Here is a 19771-nt window from a genome sequence, read left to right as displayed (position 1 = left end):
CAAAAGCAAGCCCGTCATCATAGCGAGACGGGCTTCTTTGTTTTAGTACCAGCGAATTGGTCCCTGTGCGTTGGGATGGCGGGCAAACGGCGGGTAGGTAATAGGTGCGGGTGGTTGTAGCCTGTTCTTGAGCAGCATCGTGATCAGCAACCCGAACACGAAGCCACCAATATGCGCGAAGTAGGCAACGCCGCCCATGCCCTGCTGGGTGTGGGCCAGTCCTGCGACACCATCAAACAATTGCAGCAGGAACCAGAGCCCGATCAGCAGAACGGCCGGAACCGTGACAATGGTAAAGTAGATGAAGATGAAAACAATTGTCCGCACACCCGACCACGGGAACAGGACCAGGTAGGCCGCCAGCACTCCCGCAATCGCGCCGCTGGCTCCAATACTGGGAACGAGCGAGTCCGGAGCCACAAACACCTGCGTCAAGCCTGCCACCAGACCCGCGAGCAGGTAGAAGATCAGGTACCCGATGTGCCCCATTCTGTCTTCAACATTGTCGCCAAAGATGAAGAGAAAAAGCATATTACCTATAAGATGCATCCATCCTCCATGCATAAACATAGAGGTAAAGAGGGTGATATAGACAGGATCGGGAGTAAGGTTTGTTTGAGGCACACCGCGTGAAATCGCCGCTGGTACAACGCCATAGACAGTGATAAAGCCCTGTACGGCGTCTCCAAGCGAGAGCTCGTAGAAGAAAACAAGCACATTCGCAAGAATGAGGCCCCAGGTCATCCAGGGCACAGAGCGCCGTGGACCGGGGTTATCATGAATCGGGATCATACACTGCTTTCCTTCCTCTATTCGGTGCATTTGACCTTCTACTAAACAACACTCTCTGTCGCTTAAATTCGTTGAGAGCAGTTGAGAGCGGTCACCGGAGGAAGAAAGCGCAGAGACCGCCCACGCGAGGCGATCTCTGCTTGTATGTCTCTCAGTTTAACAGGTTACGAACGGTCAGGCCAAAGCGCTCAACGACCGGTCCGAGGGTTGCCAGCAGGATAGAACCAAGCACCGCCGTAATAATGCAGTTCGTGAGAATCCAGCCAAATACGCCGACGTAGAAGGTGTTCGGTGCGGCAACGCCTGTCTGAACCAGAATGAAATTACCATAGAACGCGCCCAGAATGTTCGGGAGCAGGACCGCGCATACCAGGAAAAAGATAAATCCTTTGATCGTGAAAACATCCTTCCCGATGCTGCTCAAGCCGAGACGCGGGGCCAGCAGGCGATACAGAATCATTGGCAGACCCAGTTGCACCAGGTCCACGGTGCCAAACCATGCTGCTGTTGGGAGTGCCTGCCCGACCAGCAGTCCGGCACCCAGAAAATTACCGATATACGCAATAACGAAAGCCCAACCTCCAAACCAGATTGCGAACGGAATGCCGAAACCAATCGCCAGAAACACGCTGGACACGCCCGGCACGCTTAACGGAGCAGCGTTAATTGCGATCATCGAGAGGACGGTATAGACGGCGGTCGCCACGGCTACACCTACGAGCTGATTGAGCGTCGGCCAGCCGGTGAAGCGCAGACTGTACCGTATGCCGCCTGTATGCTCGTGTTCCACATCAGGAGGCGCTGTGGGGCGCTCTGCTCGGGGCTTGTTGATTGATTCTTCCATGCTGCTTATCCTTTCATCTGCTGTGATTCTGCACATTTCCTATGCAGAGGATATTATAAATGTCTTATACCTGATAATGAAAGAGAATTCAAGATATTTCACTTGAAAACGAGTGCTCATCATGTTTGTCGCGATGAAGCACAAATCTGCGTAAAGTATCTATTTTTGTCAGCATCTCGCGGGTATTACCGACGCTATCGAGGCTGGCAGAGAAGCTCGCCCAGCTTCCCTGACAGTGCTCTCGAATCTCGTCACAAAGCGCCTGTTCATCGATACGCGTCGCGTTACCTCGCTCAATCACAATCGTGCCATTGACCAGAACGGTATCAACAGCACTGCCGTTTTCACAATAGACAAGATGCAAATATGCGTCGCGGAACGGCAAGAAGCTGGTCTGGCTCAAGTCAAGCAGCACAATATCAGCCAGCTTGCCCGCTTCGATGGTGCCGATATCGCCGCTCAGGCCGATAGCCGTGGCTCCGCCGCAGGTGGCTGTATGCAGAATGCTGCTGGCGGCAGGCCACTGCTTATAGTCCAGGTGTGGGAAGTTGTGCATCAGCCCGGTGAGCTTGAGGACATCGAACATGTTCTGATTGTCGTTACTGGCCGCTCCATCGCAACCAAGCGCGATCGTGACACCCATATCCAGCGCCTGACTGAACGGGAAATGCCCGCTTCCCAGGCGCAGATTGCTGACCGGATTATGCACAAGGGTCGCGCCCGTTCGCGCCAGGCGTTCCAGATCGCCGGGATCAAGCCAGATCGCGTGTGCCAGCGACGTGCCGGGTTTCAGCACGCCTTGCTTTTCCAGATAGGCAATACCGCCTTCTCCCAGTTCCTTGTGTATGACCTGTGCCTGTACCTCGGTTTCGACGGCGTGCAGGTGCATCTCGGTCTGGTAGGCTGTTGCCAGATCGAGACAGCGCTGTAGGAGCGTCTCGCTGCACCAGTGAATCCCGCTTGGACCAACCAGACAGCGTAAACGGCCCTGATCGCGATTATGCCACATCTCAAGAAACTGCTCGACTGTTTCGAGCTGTGCATCAATAGCGGGCCACTCCTGGAAGCGGCTGACAAATGGATGATGCGGAAAGTCAATGCCACAGGCCGCGCCATGTTCTAGCACCATGTCCCGATCTTCAATTGAGGGAGCAACAGCGGCCCGAATGCCGATATCATGATAGGCCTGCATGACGGCATCCAGATAGCACCCGGTCACCCCGCTCACGGTCCAGAGGTGGTCCAGTACGGCGGTGGTGCCGCTTTTAAGCATTTCGAGCGCGCCAAGCATTGCACTGAGATAGGCAAGCCGGGGTGTCCATGTGATGCTGCTTCCGAAGAGCGGAATAAGCCACAGTTCGAGAGGCAGTGACGGAGAGGTGGCTTTTAACATGTTTTCCAGGGAGTGCGTATGAGCGTTGATAAGACCCGGGATCGCGAGTCGATTCTTCCCCTCAATCACTTTCTCTACCAGCAGTGGATTATACTTCAAAGTTCCGCTTGCGCCAACTGCCTTGATACGATTCCCCTGTAACAGGATATCCTGTTCCGGTAGAAGGTGTCCCGGAGCGTCAGGAGAGAGAAGTGCACACTGTTGAATCAGAACCAGGGATTCATGTTGCATGCTTTCACCTTTACATTCTACGTTGTTATCGGCTGAGTTGCTCGGCTCGTTCATAGCACTCTGTTGCCTCCTGATGCTTGCCCAGTGCATCCAGCGTCGCACCGCGGTTTGTCCAGCTTTCGGGGTCAGCGGGGTCGAGCTGGATCGCCTGATTGTAGGCGTCGAGCGCGTCTGGGTAGCGTTCCAGCGCGAAGTAGGCGTCTCCAAGTGCCAGCCAGAGCGAGGAGCGGCGCCCGTCCAGTGAGATCGCCTGCTGATAGGCATGAACTGCGCCGTTGTAATCGCGGTTGGTAAAGAGCTTGCCACCGAGCTTCTCCCAATCGTCTACAGGCGAGCGGGGTACGCTTGCGCCCAGGTTATAGACAGCCATCTTCTTTAACTGCTCCACATCGTCCTGCGTCAGTTGGGGGGTGACTTTGGCCCCGAGGAACTGCCGCTTGACTGGAGCCACACCGGGAAAACCGGGCATAGAGCCCGAACGCGCTGTGGGAGCCATGCCGCTCTGTGCAAGCAGCTCATGCAGGAAAATGTCGATGCTGGCAAAGCGCTGTGTGGGCTGTGCGTGCGTCGCACATTGCAGCACGGAGCGCATCACCTCATATTCTTGCGGAAGGAGCAAGCGAGTAAAGAGCTGCTGACAGAGCACACCGAGCATGTATTGATCGCTCAAGGGCGTAACTGCGTCCCAGTACAGCCGCAGCCTGCCCGTTTGCAGACTGGTTTGGGCGATATCGTAAAGTTCGGGCGCGAGATAGGGAACCGCCGGCGGATGCATGCGCCCGAGGCCAAAATCAGCCAGCCAGAGGCGGTCCCTGCCATCGACAAGAATATTGCCGGGGGTGAGCGCTCCATGCACAATATTCTTTTCGTGTGCGGCGCTCAGTGCGGCCCCCGCTTGCTGGATCAGTTGAAACAGGAGTGGGCGCAGAGATGGTGCCTGTCGCTCTTGTGAAACACGCTTTTGCTGCTCATAATGCAGGAGAAGCTGCTGTATGTTGCCGGGCGCATACTGACAGAGCGTTAGAAGATAGACCGCGGTCTCGTTGTAGGTGCTCAGGAACTCATGCAGAGGTCGGGTGCTTGCCTGACGCTGATCGGGCTGCCAGGGTGCGCAACTGAAAACCGCCTGAATCGAGGGATGACGGAGCAAGGTCGCCCGTCGCACCTCGCTACGGGCCTCTTCCCACAGGCTGCTATTCGCTGGATCTGGATACAGCAGCTTGAGCGTGACCGGTTGCTTTGAGCGCACATGAAACGCCAGGTAGGCCCGGCCAAACCGGCTGCTCCCGAGGTGACGCTGTACCTGATAGACGCCCAGTTGAGCGCCTGCTACCAGATGGCCACAGAGGCGGCAGATAATCGTATCGGAGCCCACTGTATGCGCGGGTTGCCCCAGACAGAAAGCCGTGGTTCTCGCCTGTGTTCCCGAGCTAGAATACCCTGAGTTCGGTTGCTTCATAAACATGTTCGCTCCGGCCTTTCCGCGCATTGCATCACTCTGCCCTGCATATCGCCTCGGCGAAAGACGATATGCAGGTTGCACTACTCCTTGCTATTCGGCTGATGGCTTTTTAAACTGGCGAAAATGATCGTACAGGGTAAATGATCCGCCTCCCTGCTGGTCTGGCAGCAGCGAACCGCTTGTCACGCGCTGCTTGCCTCCTCCGTTGGATGAGGTTTCCAGCTCAAAGGGACGCATAGGCGCGGTATCCATAGGGCCTGGCCGTCCCGCCTGCTTCGGCAGCAGCGAGTGTTGCTGTTGAAAGAGCAGGTCGAGCTCGCGGATCATGCGATCAAGTAGCATGCGTTCAAAGCTGGCATGCCCGTTCTGATCGAAGAGCGGAGAGCGACGCACCTCATAGAGCGAGTCACGGAAGCGGCGCAACAGATTGCCCATTGTTTCCAGGTTGCTTGTCTGGCGTCGCTGCTGATTCTCCAGCAGGCGTTGCAGGTGAATCAGGCCGGTGATAATCGGGCGTAACTCGGAGGTGCTTTGTGGTGGCGGCTGATCGAGCGTCCAGGCCGGTTGACCCTGAACAATGCGTTCCAGCGCCTTTTGAATCTCCCGGCTATCGCGTGCCAGCCGGTCGTATCGCATGCCCCGCTCCGACATGGCGCTGAGCCGGTCAAGCATCAGGTTCAGGCTGATCGCGATAGGCAGCAATGGTCCCGGGACGGTCGGAGCACGGGCCGAGAAATCGCCGCGCGCCACACGAGCATGCACTTCTCGCAAAATACCGATGCCCTCTTCAAGCACACGCTTTTCCTGCGCCGTGCGAGTCGCTTCATCGGCCTCGCGCTTTGTCACCTGAAGCTCACGCCGTGAGATGACCAGCTCACCGCGAATCTGCATGGTCAGACGGTTGTTTTCGATCAGTGTCAGCGCCTGACGAATAATGACGATGAGAATCAGGGTCAGGGCTATGATGCAGGCCAGAACAAGCTTATTCCCTCCTTTTGGTGCCACATAGAGCAGCAGCAATGCGCAGGTGAACAGCGCCAGCACGAAGGGGGAAATGGCCTGGATGGTTGCGACCAGTGGCGAATAGCGCCGGCGAAGCGTTATCTGTGAGGCTACAAGCCGCGAGCTGTTTAACGCGTCCTGTCCCTGCTCATGCGCGATACTACGCGGATATTCAATCGCCGCCAGACCGACCAGCGACATGCTGAGCGGCCAGAGGATATCCTGTATGGTGCCGGTATTAAAGCCAGTCGTGATCGAGTAGAAGCCCATCAGGCTATCTGTGATTGCCAGACAGAAGAGGCCCAGGCAGAGCCGCAGAAAGACTGGCTGCTGTTCCCGGTTCGAGAGCGGGCTGAACATCAGGAATGCGCCAACCGCGACCAGAAAGAGATCTCCTGTCGGAAAATAGACGGAGAGGAAGGCCGCGCCGGGACTGGGGGCCTGCGAAAGCCCTGCAATGGCCGGTTCGAGCTGGAAGAACCATGAGAGCGCCAGAGCCGCACCGATCACCGCCAGCGCATCCAGCAGCAGGCGCACTCGTCCGACGGCGGCTTTATTGCGTCGGGTCAGCAGAATTGTGCCCGTCAGGAAAAACGGGTATGAGAGCACAAAGCCGATATCGTAGACCCCTGGATAGGGGACTGCCGAGGAGTCCATGCGCACGTCATAGCTGGTCCAGATGGCCTGGCCACTTGCATAAACGGCGACCGCGATGGCAAGGAAGGTCCAGGCAAAGAAGGAGCGGCGGGCCGCCAGGTAGTCGGCGCGTGCGCTGGCAACCTCGTTCGGACTATGTTTCCAGCCCTCTTTCTGTTGCAGATCGTGCTTTAACAGCCGTGTCAGACGGTACAGACGAAAAGTGATGCGCAAGCAGAAGAAAAGGCCAATCGCCTCACCGGTAAATTGAAGAATATCTGAGGTACTTTTCAGGAAAAAGCTTCTTCCCGGTGTCTGCCCGATCAGGTTCATCAGGATGAGAAAGAAGGCGAAACCGGTAATAAAGCAGAAAACAATCCAGGTGCCGTAACGCTCGCCCCAGAGGTCACGGGCCAGCGCCTCGCCATGAAAGATGTTGGTCTCGTCTTCGGCGTTGTCTATCTGGCTTACTGGTCCCTGAGCAAGCGGCTGAACGTTGAGCATGTCAAGCCCGGATGTTCGATAGAGCGCCTGCCCGCTCTCGTTAAAGCTGATGGGGTTATTTGAAGACATGAGGTTGACCCCCTTTCTGCACCTGCGCTTCTCGCGTCAGGGGTGCGAGCCGTTGCCCGCGTATGCCCTGCAAACGTGACATGACAAGGACCTCTTCCTCTGGTCTCTCGTTTGTTTGCCCGACAAAGGACGTTTCAAAATCAGTGATAATCTCGATCACAGGGATCTGGTTGTATGGATCGTTCAAGTCTATTGGCGGTGTCTGCCTGTTGTCGCTCCTCACTGGACCAGATGCCAGAAAGTTCCAGCGCCCGAGTATCCTGTTCAAATAGCGATCCAACCCAAAGGAAAGCTCTGAATTACTGAGAAAGAGGCCGAGAAAAAAGAGCGCGTACACAAGCGCCAGGCCGATATCTGTTGTGTCCTGGAAAAAAATGGAGCCGCCAAAACCTTTGATGGTTGACCAGACGAAGAGCGAAAAGCATAGACCGATCAGACAGATCGTGTTCATCCAGGCTCCCAGGATCAGACAACAGCCGATGAGCGTTGCCAGCCCCGCCAGCAGCGGTCCAGCTATCTGTGGAGACTGATTGATGGTGTGTTGCCAGAAGGAGAGCCAGACGGCCAACCAGGCCGGTTGATCTGCACTGGCTATTCGCTCCTGTAAGTGAGCCTGAAAGCCGGGCTGCCAGGCAGTAAAGGCATGAAAAAGCCAGATACACCCGAAAAGGATGCGCAATCCTGTCAACCCTTTGACCCGCCATCGTGCCAGCATGGGCGAGACATCCGGCTCTTTTCGGTACGGCAGTTGCTTGTTCACGATGGCCCCCGGTGAGAGAACGGCTGCATGACGCTTGCGGGCACCCGCGGGTCTTTGCTCGTCAAGCTGCCATACAGCCCGATGCTCATCGCACTCTTGAAGCTCTCAAAAAGCCGAGCGCATGGAAGGGGAATGAACCGCTTTACCCTGCTCGAATCGATACCACAGAATCCGAGCGGGCCCTGTCCTGTAGAATGCAGCATGTCTTCCATAGCGCCAACTTCTATGAGTGTTCCGACACTCAGTGTTCGGATGTGCCCCGAGGCGATGTCCTTACAAGAACGCACTACGAAACTATTTGCAGTCACAGCACTATCGGTAGTATAAAGGGTAACAATTTTCACTATCTCCTTCTTTCCTTCCGTGGCTTTCGAGTGCGCTGTATAGTCGGTTGCTCTTCCAGTGTTGGGGGCTTGTATAAGACAGTGAAAAGACATGTATCGAAGCGGGAAGGGCTGTCTGTCAAGCCGGCGAAGTTGATGGCAGAAGATCAGGCTGCGTGGGGTTCTATTGGAGCGTGTGGAAGCCGCTACCTGGCTTGCTGGTATCGTGTGGCCAGGTGAACATGGCTGTACGCCGCATAAAAAGATAGATGATTCTCGCTTGCGCGTATTGAGAAGCGACCTGACTTCGTATTTCGTTGTACATATTCAGAGAAACACTTCTTGAAAAGAGCTATGGCAGTGAAAAAAAGACGTTGTTTTGTCTTATACCAGTCTTATGTAGCACAGTGTCGCACATTTTTTAATATGTTTTTTATACAAAAAAGTAGCATTTCGTTAAAAAATGTGTTATCCTATGTGGAGCAGCGAATATATTCGCTATGTGTAAACCGGAAACGACTTCCATTCGTTGCAGAAGCAAGCGAAAGGGTGGGATGCAACGAGACATAGCGGCTATATTTGCTGCGGGGGCTTTCTTTCAGGCTCCAGAAATGCAACAGTGACAACTTGTGGTGTGGGTAAGCTGTTTAATATAATGTGCTGCAATGTCATACATCTGGAAGTGTAGGGTGTGTGGTCAAAAATGGGGATATTTTTTCGGTGCTACCGAGGGAACCGGTGCACCGAAAGCTGGATAGATGTTTAGCCTTCTTTCTCGCGCTTTTTGTGGCCGGGAGAGTACATCAAAATGTAGCCCGTTTCCAGTATTGAAGAAATCTCAATACCGAAGGTTCGGGTCTTGATCCGGGTACGCGAGAGGACGTTGCGCACAGGTCGCATTTCCTGATCCCATACCCCCTCTTCCTGAGCCTCTTGCAGTCGTTGGCGGCAGCGCTCAATTGCCGCTTCGGTCACTCTTCCGGTGGTGAAGCTGGCGAGGAGCACTTCGTATGGACAATAGTACGGATACGATTCAAGGAGTGGAAGCAGCACACAAATTTCACTGGTCGTAAACTGCTGCTCCATGAGCATATGAGGACGATCATGCATAATGGCGAGGTGGGAAAGTGTGCCCAGTGTCGTATTCAGCGCAAGTGTATGACCCGTTGGTAGCAGCCCTTGCAATGAGAAGTGCAATACCTCCTCTTCCATGTCTTGCACATAGCTCATTGGGGTTTTAACTTTGCGTATTGACACTTTGTGCATACTGTTTCTCCTTTTGTGTGGATTGAACTGTGTTTTTGGTCGTTCCCCGTAAAATAGCTCTCGCACTGGTAGGCCAACCGTTGTGCCTGCCAGTTCGCTGAGAGCCCCTTTCCGCCAGCGCTTTGACCGCTGCTCATTAAGAGTTTGCGGGACGCAGAAGAAGCGATGATGAGCGGAGAGGCGTGCGATCCCGGGATGCGATGAGGTGTGTCCAATGAGCAAGAAGGGTGCCAGTTCAGAGGCCATTTCCCTATGAATGGTGTGCACAAGCAAGTGCCGCAATGGCTCATGCTTTGACACTCCCTCCGCTCCAAAGGGGAGGGATTTATCTTTCAACCGAGGGGCTGGCGCATCATCGCGGCACGCTGTCCAGAAGCGTTTGACGAGGGGCGCTCGCCGGTTCTCATCTGCCCGACGGGATCTATTCATGAAAAAGGTTATAGCACAGGTAGAGCCCCTGTCGGGCGGTCTCCTCGTCCTCTGCCCGGAGTTTGCAATTGCGTCATTCATCACCTGGTTCAATCCCGGATCTTTCTGACGCATTTTTGTAAACCTTCCATTGTTTGCCTTTCGCCCAATATTGAGACGTCGCTAGCACACAGAGATGACCCTACCTGATGTCAAGAGCCAGCCAGTATGGAAAGCCCTCCGTCACTGCGCTTGATAGGTGCTTCCAGGAGAAAAACGCCAGATGGCGCAATTCTGTAATCTGGTACTGGAAATACGATCTATTTATACATTACATGATATATTTGGAAAAATCAATGCTGTCCCGCTTTTCGCTTCTTATTCCTTACTTGAAGTATGTGAATAATCTGTGAAAGAGCATCAGAGGATTCCATTTTCTACTATTGTTGTTTCTTTTTCCTCTATAGTAACTCTTTGAAGCTCCCATTCGCTTTGGTCTGGCTTCAGCGGGTCTTTTCCTCTGGCAGCAGTGCCTTTCTTTCTTGTTTTTGTTGAGTTCGGAGCGCCTGTTATTGCCCCTGACAGGACGTTGTACATGATTTATGCGCAAAAGGAGTCTTGACGAACTTTCGATTACAAACCATACTCTAAATAAAGGGGAGAAAAATTCCAGGAGAAGGATTGTTCCTTCTCAAAAAAAGTGGGGGTACCCCTGATATTCACCCGTTGCCTACCCATTTCTGTCTGGCGAGTATCAGTTCTGTACCTGGTTTTGACCCAATCTCACCCGGTGTTATACCAAGTTTCACAGTTTGGAGTACATTTGTTCATGACCACACACCACCACACTACAGATGTTGCGATTATTGGCGGCGGCGTATCTGGCTGCGCGATTGCCTATCAGTTACGTCAGGCTGGCGTCTCTGTGACGGTAATTGAGCGCGAGGATATTGCTTCCGAGTCGTCGGGCGCGGCGGCAGGTCTCCTTTCTCCCCTGGGAGCGCTGTTAAAGCCATGTCCGCTTACTGATTTGCTGCTGGAAAGCTGGCGGCTTCACCCGCAGATTTTCCCGATTATCGAACAACTGAGCGGTGTCCAGACCGAGTACTATCGCCTCGGCTCTCTCCGCACTATTTCGGCTGGCGATGATCCCGAAATCCTGCGTCAGAAATTACGCTATTGGGAGCAGCTTGGCTTTGCTGTCACCTGGCAGTCAGGCGATGAGGCCCGACAGCGCGAGCCATTGCTTGGATCAGTGGTTGCGGCGGCGGTCTATGCTGAGGATGAGGGGAGCATTCGTTCGCCTCAGGTCACTCGTGCCTATGCCGGAGCTGCTCGTAAGCTTGGCGCAACCTTCTTCGACCATACTGAAGTGACCGGAATCGAGCGCTCGGGCTCACGGGTAACCGCGGTCCACACCTCGCAGGGAACCACCATTTCATGCGGTCATCTGGTTGTAGCCGGTGGCGCATGGTCGGATCGTTGCGGCGAGTGGCTGGATCTGGCAATCCCGGTGCATCCACTGCGCGGGCAGATTCTCTCGTTGCATCAGCCGGACGTGCCCTTGCAGCATATTGTCTTTGGTGAAGGTGTCTACCTGATCCCCAAGCGCGATGACACGATCTATGTGGGGGCGACCGTTGAGCCGGGAAGTTACGAGAAACGTCCCTCGGCGGAAGGCGTTGCCTGGTTGCTCAATAGCGCGATTCGATTGGCTCCAGAACTGGCGAAAGCCTATATTGCAAATATCTGGGTCGGTCTACGCCCGGGGACGCCCGATGGCAACCCGATTCTTGGGACGGCTCCCGGTTGGGAGAATGTGACGCTGGCGACTGGTCATAATGGTGTCGGGTTTGAGCTGAGCGCAATCACCGGCAAGTTGATCGCCGAGCTGATTACAAGCGGTCAGACACCTGAACTGTTGCTTCCGTTTGCGCTGACACGATTCCAGCAGACGGTGTAGCATTTCTTGTAGCACACGGGCGGAGCTGGTTTTTCCTCTCTCTGCCCGCTGTGCCCGAAAAACAGACCAGGTAGAAATTATTCCTACCTGAAAGAAAGAACGCTTCTTCTGGTCTGCCTGTCTCTTCTGCTTACAAGAATCCTCCTCTTTCTTAGCTTTCCTCTGGATTTTTCTCTTCTATCTCGAAGTTGAAAAAGCGCGTGCAGTGAGAGAGACTAGCCATTTTGTATTTTCCTTTGACTATAGCCGCGAAAACGCGTACAGTATCGTTATGTTTTGCGAGTCTATTCATGTGTGAATAGATGTACTTCGGATTCTATCCCGCCTTGTATATCAATGTATAAAAATGTGCAGGTTTATCAAGTGGTAAGGAGACGATGAATATGGAACAAGCAGAGCACAGCTTCCCGGATGAGGGTAGAGATAGTCAGATGGAGGCATATTCCCATTTTAACCAGGGCAGGCTACTGTACGAGGAGGGACAGTACAAAGAGGCGCTTCAAGCCCTACAGCGCGCGATGCGGCTTGCTCCCGATGTTGCACCTATTTATGTCTATATTGGCATGTGTTTTGAGAAGGCCGGGCATTCGGAAGAGGCGCTCAAGCTCTATGAACATGCGCTGACGCTCGCGCCCGAATTCGCCGAGGGCTATTATCATCGTGGCGTTGCTTTGGACACACTTGGTCAACATGAAGCGGCGCTGGAAGCCTATGAAGAGGCGCTTCGCCTGAAGCCCACCGTCCCGGAGTTCTTCATGAAGAAGGCGTTGACGCTTGAGCATCTCGGTCGCGTTGAGGAGGCGCTGGCCGCTTTCGATCAGGCAATCAGCGTTGACCCCGATTATGAGCCTGCATACTATAACAAAGGTGTCACGCTGATGTACCTTGAACGTCACGAAGAGGCCCTTCACGCCTATCAACATGCCGATCAGCTTAAGCCGGACATGCCCGCGACCTTGCTACATAAGGGGCTGGTGCTTGGCAAGCTCGGTCGGTATGAAGAGGCGCTGGAAGACGTGTCACGTGTGATTGCATTGAATCCTGCTGAAATACTGGCCTACTTCCACAGGGGCAAATATCTGGCCGAGCTCGGGCGCTATGAGGAGGCACTGGAAGCCTATGACGAGGTCTTGCGACGGGATTCGACCTTTGTCGAAAGCTATATCTACAGGGGCATTTGTCTGGCCCGGCTTCAGCGGCATGAGGAGGCCTTAGCGCTCTTCAATCAAGCCGTTGAGCTACGCCCCGACGATGCTATGACCTATTACAACCGGGGTCGTACCCTCTATGAGGTTGATCGATATGAAGAGGCGCTGGCCGATTTCAGCCGTGCTGCCGAACTGGACCCGCAGAACGGCAACGCGTTTTACAATAAGGCCGTGCTGCTGATGCTGATGCGACGCTATGAAGAGGCGCTTCCTGAGCTGGATGAGGCGATCCGCCTGCGCCCTGAGGTGGTGGGCTATATCATGAGCCGGGGCACCGCTCTCGAAGCGCTCGGACGCTATGAGGAGGCGCTTGCTGCCTATGAGCGAGCGATTGAGCTTGAGCCCGAAGAGGCAATCGGCTATATCAGAAAAGCCTCGGTTCTCCATGAGCTGAAGCGTTATCAGGAGGCGCTGCTGTATCTTGATCGGGCGCTGCTGTTGCGGAAAGATATCAGCATGGGTTGGTATCAGAAGGGGCTTGTACTCTGGAAGTTGCAACACCTTGACGAAGCGGTCGACGCGCTCAGCAACGCGCTTGAGCTTGAGCCTGAGGCTGTTGATGCCTGGTCGCTGAAGGGACTTGTACTGACGCAGCTTCAACGGCCAGGGGAGGCGCTACTATGCTTTGAGCAAGCCCTTGAGCTTCAGCCCGACAATGCCCTGTTCTATCACTATAAAGCGAACATCTTATGTAATTTGAGTCGCTATGAGGAGGCTATAGCGTGTTTTAAGCAGGCAGTACAACTCAATCCGCATGAGGTTCGCACCTTTTTTACGCTTGGAATGGTGCTGAAGATGCTCAAGCGTTATGAGGAGGCATTGGAGGCCTTTCGACAGGCGATTCGGCTGGCTCCGGCATATGCAGGCGTCTACTTTCATCAGGGGGAAGTGCTTTCCGCATTGCAGCGCTATGAGGAGGCTCTGATAGCGTATAATAAGGCAATAGAGCTTGCTCCTGACTATGCCGGTTTCTATTATGCGAAAGGGCTGACCTTGCAGAAGCTCAATCGCGTGGCCGAGGCAACTGATACACTCTTGCAGGCAGCAGAACGTGATACGCGTTTCGCTCAACCCACTCCCTCGGCACAGGAAGCCTGATGCGGTAAGACAGGATGATTGATACAGGATGTTTATCTTTCACGTCGGTGTATCAATTGCGGCTCAATCTCGTAATGAAGGTAAAAAGAGAGTATGCCGTATAGAATCAGACGACGGAGTAAAGCCGCATATACGACCAGCCGTCTGACCTTAGAAGGCTCACGCAGAATCGGGCTCGGGAAGACGCTCCTCGGGATGCTGCGTAGTCGTTGGGAAGATCTGCTTGACGGTTTCTGGCTGGTTCCCGGGTTGGTCGCCGCTACCGGTTTTTTGCTGGCGCTGGCGCTGCTCGGGCTTGATCATCTGTTTCCTTTTGCCAGGCTGCCCATTGGATTTAGTGGCAGCGCTGCAACCGCACGCTCGTTGCTCTCAACGATTGCGGGCGCATTGATTACCGTTGCTGGTCTTGTCTTCTCTGTGACGATGGTGGCCCTGCAATTGGTGTCGAGCCAGTTTACATCTCGTGCACTACGAGGCATTCTGAGCAATCGCCTGAATCAGGTAGTCACTGGCGGACTGGTGGGCATTTTCACGTACTGCATGTTCATTCTGGTGGCGATTCGTGATAAAGGCGAGGGCGATAGTACCCAGTTTGTCCCGGCGTTGAGTGTCTCAATGGCGTTTCTGCTTGCGTTTGTCGGGTTGATCCTGCTGATGATGTTTATCGGCTATACCTCGCAATCGTTGCAGGTTTCGCACATTACTGCCGATATTGCCGGAAAGACACTGCGTTCCCTCGCACACCGCTATCCCGGCGTCGGGTATGAGCAATGGAATGATGATGGGAAACAGTTGCTCAACGAGTGGGAGAAGAGCGAGTCACCAACAGGCATTTATGCAGCGAGTGCGGGCTATGTTCAGACAATCTCACTGCAACTGCTGGCGAGCGTGGCTCACAAAGCTGATCTGCGGCTCTCGCTGCGCGTTTGCCCGGGCGATTTTGTGACTCCTGAGACAATTGTTGCGGATGTCTGGCCTGCCGATGCTGTCGATACTGCCATTGTGGAGGCGATTCAGAACTGTATCAGCGTCTCTCGTGAGCGGGATATGCTTCAAGATCCCTCTTTTGGTGTTCGCCAGCTCGCGGATATCGCGCTCCGTGCCCTGTCACATGCGATTAATGATCCGACCACTGCTGTACTCGCTATTGGCTATCTGGAGGCCATTTTTGAGCGTATAGCGGGCGAAGATCCCCTTGCGGATATCCTGCGTTTAAAGGGGGATGAATGTGCCATTGTGGCTCGTTATGTGACCTTTGAGGAATATCTTCAGGTGTTTGTCGAGATCGGGCGCTATGCATGGGAGAACGCGCGTGTCGTGAATGTTCTCCTCGACGCTGTTGCCCATATTGCCGAAGCTGTGGTGTCGCATAATCGACCTGAGCGGTTGCTGCTGCTGGGGAGAATCGCGGCTGCCATTGCACTTCCTGCGATCCAGCAGGCAAAGACGACGCTCGATCGGACGAGTATCCGCGAGCATTTGCACAACGTTGAGCGCATTACCGGAACAGAGTCCATTGTCCTTGAGCGGCGGGGGTGATGCTCCCACCGATTGTTGAAGGGGCTGTTGTAATGGAAAAGGGGACTATCTGGGTTGGCGCGTCGGGTTGGGTCTATCCGCACTGGGTCGGCCCATTTTACCCGGCAAAGCGTTCCGAAAGCGATTATCTGGCGTTCTACACGCGCCATTTTCCGACCGTGGAGATCAATCGCAGCTTCTATCGTTTGCCTGAGCGCAGACATTGTGAGGCCTGGGCACGACTGGCCCCGCCCGGTTTCCGGTTTGCGGTCAAAGCCAGCCGCTATCTCACACATATGAAGAAGCTGAAAGACCCACAGGAGAGCCTCCAGCGGCTGGTGACGGCGGCGGAAGGGCTTGGTGAGCATCTGGGACCATTCCTCTTTCAGCTTCCGCCACACTGGCGGGCGAATCTGGATCGCCTGGCTGACCTGGTTGCGCTGCTGCGTTATCCTGCTGCCTTTGAGTTTCGGGATGCTTCCTGGTTTGCTCCCGAGACGCTCTCGCGGCTGTTGAAGGTGCTGGAACAGGCTCCGGTTCCCTGTACGGTGGTGATCGCGGTCGGCGGCTCGCTCCCCACTCCGCCGGATCTTCCCTTGTCTGGTTCCTTTGGCTACTACCGTTTTCATCAGGGGAGCGAGGGCATCGGCTTTTCTGATGAGGAGCTGATGACGTGGGCCGAGCGGCTCCGCAAGGATCGTCGGCGTGAAGCCTATGTCTACTTCAATAACGATCCGAAAGGCTATGCCGTGCGTGATGCCACTCGTTTGCGTGAGCTGCTTGGCCCGCTGGCTGTCAGGCCGTTTGTTCCGGCTAGTGTCGCTGATGGACGGCGTGCTTGATCAGATGATGGGCGCGCGCATGCAGAATATGCATCTCGGGCTTTCGCTCCTGTGGCGTTGTAGCCGTCAATTTGTAGAGCGTTGCCCGAATCTCTTGCAGGCTTTCTTCCAGCGGTGAGAGCTGTTCTGGCCGCTCACCAAGTGTGACCGCCCGCTCAACTTGCGTCAGCACCTCATCGGTATGCTGTTTGAACGCCTCCACTCCGGGAATGGCCGGGCTCTTGGGGTCGGGCAGATGTGCCGCCAGAAAGGTAATGCTATCACAGAGCCGCTGATTATAGGCGACCAGCGCGTAGAAACGCTCGACCGATCCCTGTTGCTTGCGAGGCTCATTGAGCAGGCGCTGAAACGCGGCAGCGGCGTTGATATTCCGTAGATGAGCCTGGGCACTTGCCTGATGAAGATCGGCCCGTTTCTCATGCTTGCCCGCATAGATGTCGAGAACGCAGTGCAAGAAGGAGCGATTCGCGGCCAGCGCTTCAGCGATATACTGCGGCAGGCGCTCGCGCTCCCATTGGGGCCAGAACAGGTAGCAGGCTATCATGGCGATGACGCCACCCATCAGGGTATTCATCATACGCAGCATCGCAATCCCCCAATCACCCGGGTGCCCCAGATCTGTAAGCACTACCATAAAGGGGGTCAGGAAGATGACGAAGGCGCTATAGTTCCTTCTCAGGCGGCTGTAGGCCAGTAAGCAGAAGACCACCAGCAGCGCAAAGAGCAGCAGACGATCTCGAATCGCGTAGGCTACCCATGCGCCAAGCATCCCGCCGAGTACGGTTCCAATGACGCGCTCAAAGACGCGGGTACGGGTTGAGGCAAATTCTGGCTTCAACGAGAGCATCACCGTGAGAGTAAGCCAGTAGCCGTGATCGAGCTTGAGCAGCGAATAGATCACAACGGCCACCGTGGTTGCCACGCTCACGCGAAGCGCATGTCTGAAAGTCAGCGATTGGAAGGACAGATTGTCGCGAAAGAGCGTCCACGCTTCGCGCGGGCCGGTTCGTTTCTTTAAAACTGGCGTTGTAAGCGCTTCCAGCCGCTCATCATCAAGCTGTGCAAGGGTATACATGGCCTCTTCGCCGATCGTGCAGATTTGCCTGAAGATGCGTAGCACTCGCTGGACACTGGCAAGCGCCTGAGTATCTCCTGTCAGCCCGGGCAGCTTCTCGCGGAGCTCCTGCAAGCTGGTTTCCTGGGCGTTGTGCAGTCCCTCCCACTTTGTCATATCTAGCTTGTTCTGTGTAATGCTTTTCGCAAGAAAGGTGCACATGGTGGCGGTCTGTTGCAGGAGCCGCTTCATGGTTGGCCAGAGTGCATAGTTGTGGATATGGTGCTTTGCCCCTTGAATGCCCTCCGCAAGCGCGATAGTGGCATCGAAGAGCCGGTCGGCATCGAGCGTCAGCATGAAGAGCTGTTGCAGGGTGACATTGGAGCCGTTTCGGCTGGCTCGCAATGTCATCACGGTATTATGAGCTCGCTTGTACGCTTCGAGTACAAGCGCTCGCTCGTTCTTGGCGGCATCGTTCCACCAGCGCCCACTTGTGTAGCTGGCACTGCGTCCGGCTTTCAACAGGAAGAGGGCAAGTGAGCGATAGTAGGCCGAGGTTGCCATGCGAACGGGCTTGTAGGGCCTCAGTGGCCAGAGCCAGAGCGAAACAATCATCGCCCAGACACCCCCACATAGAAGCGCGATTCCCTGTTGCAGAGCGATAGCCGGGCCATGAGGTTGCCCCAGAAAGATCAGAAAGGCGCCTGATGTCATCATGCTCACTTTGGCCCCGATATTGCCATAAATGCTGAACATGTTGAGCAAGAACATGAAGAGGAAGGCAAGCGGCACCGCAAGCCAGATTGAGCCTCCGCTGATGGTGCCAAGCACGCCTACAATTGAGATGCTGAGTGTTGCCAGTAGCATCGAGAGCGCCCGCGTGCTGTAGGCTCCACCGACATCTGCGAGCGCCACATACAGGCCTCCCAGAAAGCCGCTGCTCATCATCAGCGGGTTCTTGAGCAGCATGCCAGCAACAATAGGAACGATACAGATAATGGTAAGACGAATTCCATAGGTGAGATCTTGTTTTTGAATATCGAAAAGATAGTTTTTCAATCGCTGTAGAAGAGAGATAAGACGCTTTTTCAAGCGATAAAGCAGTATTGGGAGAATCCTTCTCTGTTTCGTCTGTTTACTGGCTGTTGTTGGTATATCCATTTGCATACTTGTTTCCCGATTGTACCCCTTACCCTTTTTCAATCAATCATTTTACAAAAGAAGAAAGAGAAAATTCCATAAGAAAGACATGCAAAAGCAGCAGATGTGCGCCTCTGCATGACATCATGTGTTCGTTGTTGCTTCTAGAACAGTGCTAGAAAGTGGATAGCGTCATTGCCGTCCCCATGCGCAAGAGGCACTCGCCTGGCACTGGCAGACCTCTTGTGGACAGAATGAACCGGAGAAAAAGCGAAAAGATACCAGATGGTTCTATCGATTAAGAGCGGTTTCGCTGAAGGAGTCCATGAGTGCAACAGGAAGATGTCGTCGCGCTCGCCTGTCCCCCTCCACGTTTTCAGCCTGCTATTTTCGAGCCGCCCTTGTGCCTCGCAAATCCATGCGTTCTCTGCCTTGTGGGTGAACTTTCCCTTCTCATTGTAATACAAATATCGACATAAATGCAAGTCTCTTTCGTTTGAACGTATATCAAATCGTGTCATTGTTCAGCCCGGGAGCGCCTGGCAAGCGGCTATAGTCAAAACGTCCTGTTTGTTGTATGCTGTGAGTGCCAGATAGATATCTATTTTTGAGTATAGGATGGACTATGCAGGAGCTTTTACAGGAGTTGCAGCGGACGCTGCTGACGTCTATTCCGTTTACGCAGCATCTTCATCTAACAGTGCAACGATATGATACACAGGGAGTGGCGCTGGCGGCTCCGCTGGAAGGCAATAGCAACCATGCAGGAACAGCCTTTGCGGGCAGCCTGAACGCTTTGGTGACGCTTTCGGGGTGGGGGATGCTCTGGTTGTTGCTCAAAGAGCTCGCGCTTGATGGCGAGATTGTGATTCAGGATAGCCATTGTGACTATAGAGTTCCGGTGACGCGTGATTTTACCGCCTTCTGCTACAAGCCCGATCCCGCTGCTGTTGCCCGCTTTGGCAAGGTACTGCGAGCCAGAGGGAAGGCGCGTTTAGAGATTCAGAGCGTGATCTATGAAGATGATCGTGTGGCGGTTGCTTTTTCGGGTCGCTATGTTGTGCAGCAGCGGGTTCCACGACGCTAGCCAGCCGCCCGTTTTTCTTATTCCCGCGATTTTTCATCCCCTTCCTCCGTTCTAACGTGATGAGGTACATGAATGGATATGTGTCTGCTTGTCTCTTTCCCCGGGTAGATGGGAGGGAGGACTGTATTTTTTTCTATCTCAGTGAGAATTTGTGAGGAATACCCGCAATTA

The 19771-nt window shown here is 54.3% G+C and carries 13 protein-coding genes; 5 read left to right on the top strand and 8 right to left on the bottom strand.

Annotated elements, in window-relative coordinates:
- Positions 1-42 precede the first annotated feature (42 nt).
- The 7 genes from EI42_RS17770 to EI42_RS33915 form a co-directional block, all read right to left on the bottom strand.
- On the bottom strand, positions 43-792 hold the full coding sequence (locus EI42_RS17770) for a rhomboid family intramembrane serine protease (protein ID WP_111323970.1): 750 nt from the start codon (positions 790-792) through the stop codon (positions 43-45).
- 151 nt (positions 793-943) lie between these two features.
- Positions 944-1636, bottom strand: coding sequence for a hypothetical protein (locus EI42_RS17765; RefSeq protein ID WP_111323969.1), 693 nt, complete (start codon positions 1634-1636; stop codon positions 944-946).
- Positions 1637-1724: 88 nt separating this feature from the next.
- The gene (locus tag EI42_RS17760; RefSeq protein ID WP_170142721.1) at positions 1725-3260 is read right to left on the bottom strand and encodes an amidohydrolase family protein; all 1536 of its coding nucleotides are present in this window, start codon (positions 3258-3260) and stop codon (positions 1725-1727) included.
- 25 nt (positions 3261-3285) lie between these two features.
- Positions 3286-4719, bottom strand: a complete 1434-nt coding sequence (locus EI42_RS17755; RefSeq protein WP_170142720.1) for a serine/threonine protein kinase — start codon at positions 4717-4719, stop codon at positions 3286-3288.
- Between the two features lie 93 nt (positions 4720-4812).
- On the bottom strand, positions 4813-6933 hold the full coding sequence (locus EI42_RS17750) for a hypothetical protein (RefSeq protein WP_111323966.1): 2121 nt from the start codon (positions 6931-6933) through the stop codon (positions 4813-4815).
- The gene (locus EI42_RS17745) at positions 6920-7693 is read right to left on the bottom strand and encodes a DoxX family protein (protein WP_137686023.1); all 774 of its coding nucleotides are present in this window, start codon (positions 7691-7693) and stop codon (positions 6920-6922) included. The genes EI42_RS17750 and EI42_RS17745 overlap by 14 nt, the downstream gene beginning before the upstream one ends.
- A 1085-nt stretch (positions 7694-8778) precedes the next feature.
- Positions 8779-9582 (bottom strand): hypothetical protein, encoded by an 804-nt coding sequence (locus EI42_RS33915; RefSeq protein WP_246046264.1) that lies wholly within the window; start codon positions 9580-9582, stop codon positions 8779-8781.
- A 937-nt stretch (positions 9583-10519) separates the two neighbouring features.
- Between EI42_RS33915 and thiO the strand changes: the two genes are divergently transcribed.
- The 4 genes from thiO to EI42_RS17715 all read left to right on the top strand — a co-directional run bounded on the left by thiO (position 10520) and on the right by EI42_RS17715 (position 16319).
- Positions 10520-11653, top strand: a complete 1134-nt coding sequence (gene thiO / locus EI42_RS17730; protein WP_111323963.1) for a glycine oxidase ThiO — start codon at positions 10520-10522, stop codon at positions 11651-11653.
- Positions 11654-12036: 383 nt separating this feature from the next.
- Entirely contained in the window at positions 12037-13959 is a 1923-nt protein-coding gene (locus EI42_RS17725; protein WP_170142718.1) for a tetratricopeptide repeat protein, read from the top strand.
- 93 nt (positions 13960-14052) lie between these two features.
- Positions 14053-15498, top strand: coding sequence for a DUF2254 domain-containing protein (locus EI42_RS17720; RefSeq protein WP_111323961.1), 1446 nt, complete (start codon positions 14053-14055; stop codon positions 15496-15498).
- A 32-nt stretch (positions 15499-15530) separates the two neighbouring features.
- Entirely contained in the window at positions 15531-16319 is a 789-nt protein-coding gene (locus tag EI42_RS17715) for a DUF72 domain-containing protein (protein WP_111323960.1), read from the top strand.
- Here EI42_RS17715 and EI42_RS17710 read toward each other — a convergent pair.
- Entirely contained in the window at positions 16291-18465 is a 2175-nt protein-coding gene (locus EI42_RS17710) for an FUSC family protein (RefSeq protein WP_211326235.1), read from the bottom strand. The genes EI42_RS17715 and EI42_RS17710 overlap by 29 nt on opposite strands.
- A 673-nt stretch (positions 18466-19138) precedes the next feature.
- On the opposite strand from EI42_RS17710, the gene EI42_RS17700 reads away from it, so the two are divergent.
- Positions 19139-19600: a YiiD C-terminal domain-containing protein gene (locus tag EI42_RS17700; RefSeq protein WP_111323957.1), complete on the top strand. Its 462-nt coding sequence runs from the start codon at positions 19139-19141 to the stop codon at positions 19598-19600.
- Positions 19601-19771 lie beyond the last annotated feature (171 nt).

The organism is Thermosporothrix hazakensis (assembly GCF_003253565.1).
GTDB classification, from domain to species: Bacteria; Chloroflexota; Ktedonobacteria; order Ktedonobacterales; family Ktedonobacteraceae; genus Thermosporothrix; species Thermosporothrix hazakensis.
The sequence above is the reverse complement of the archived record's forward strand: the minus strand, read 5'-3'. Positions and strand labels throughout refer to the sequence as shown.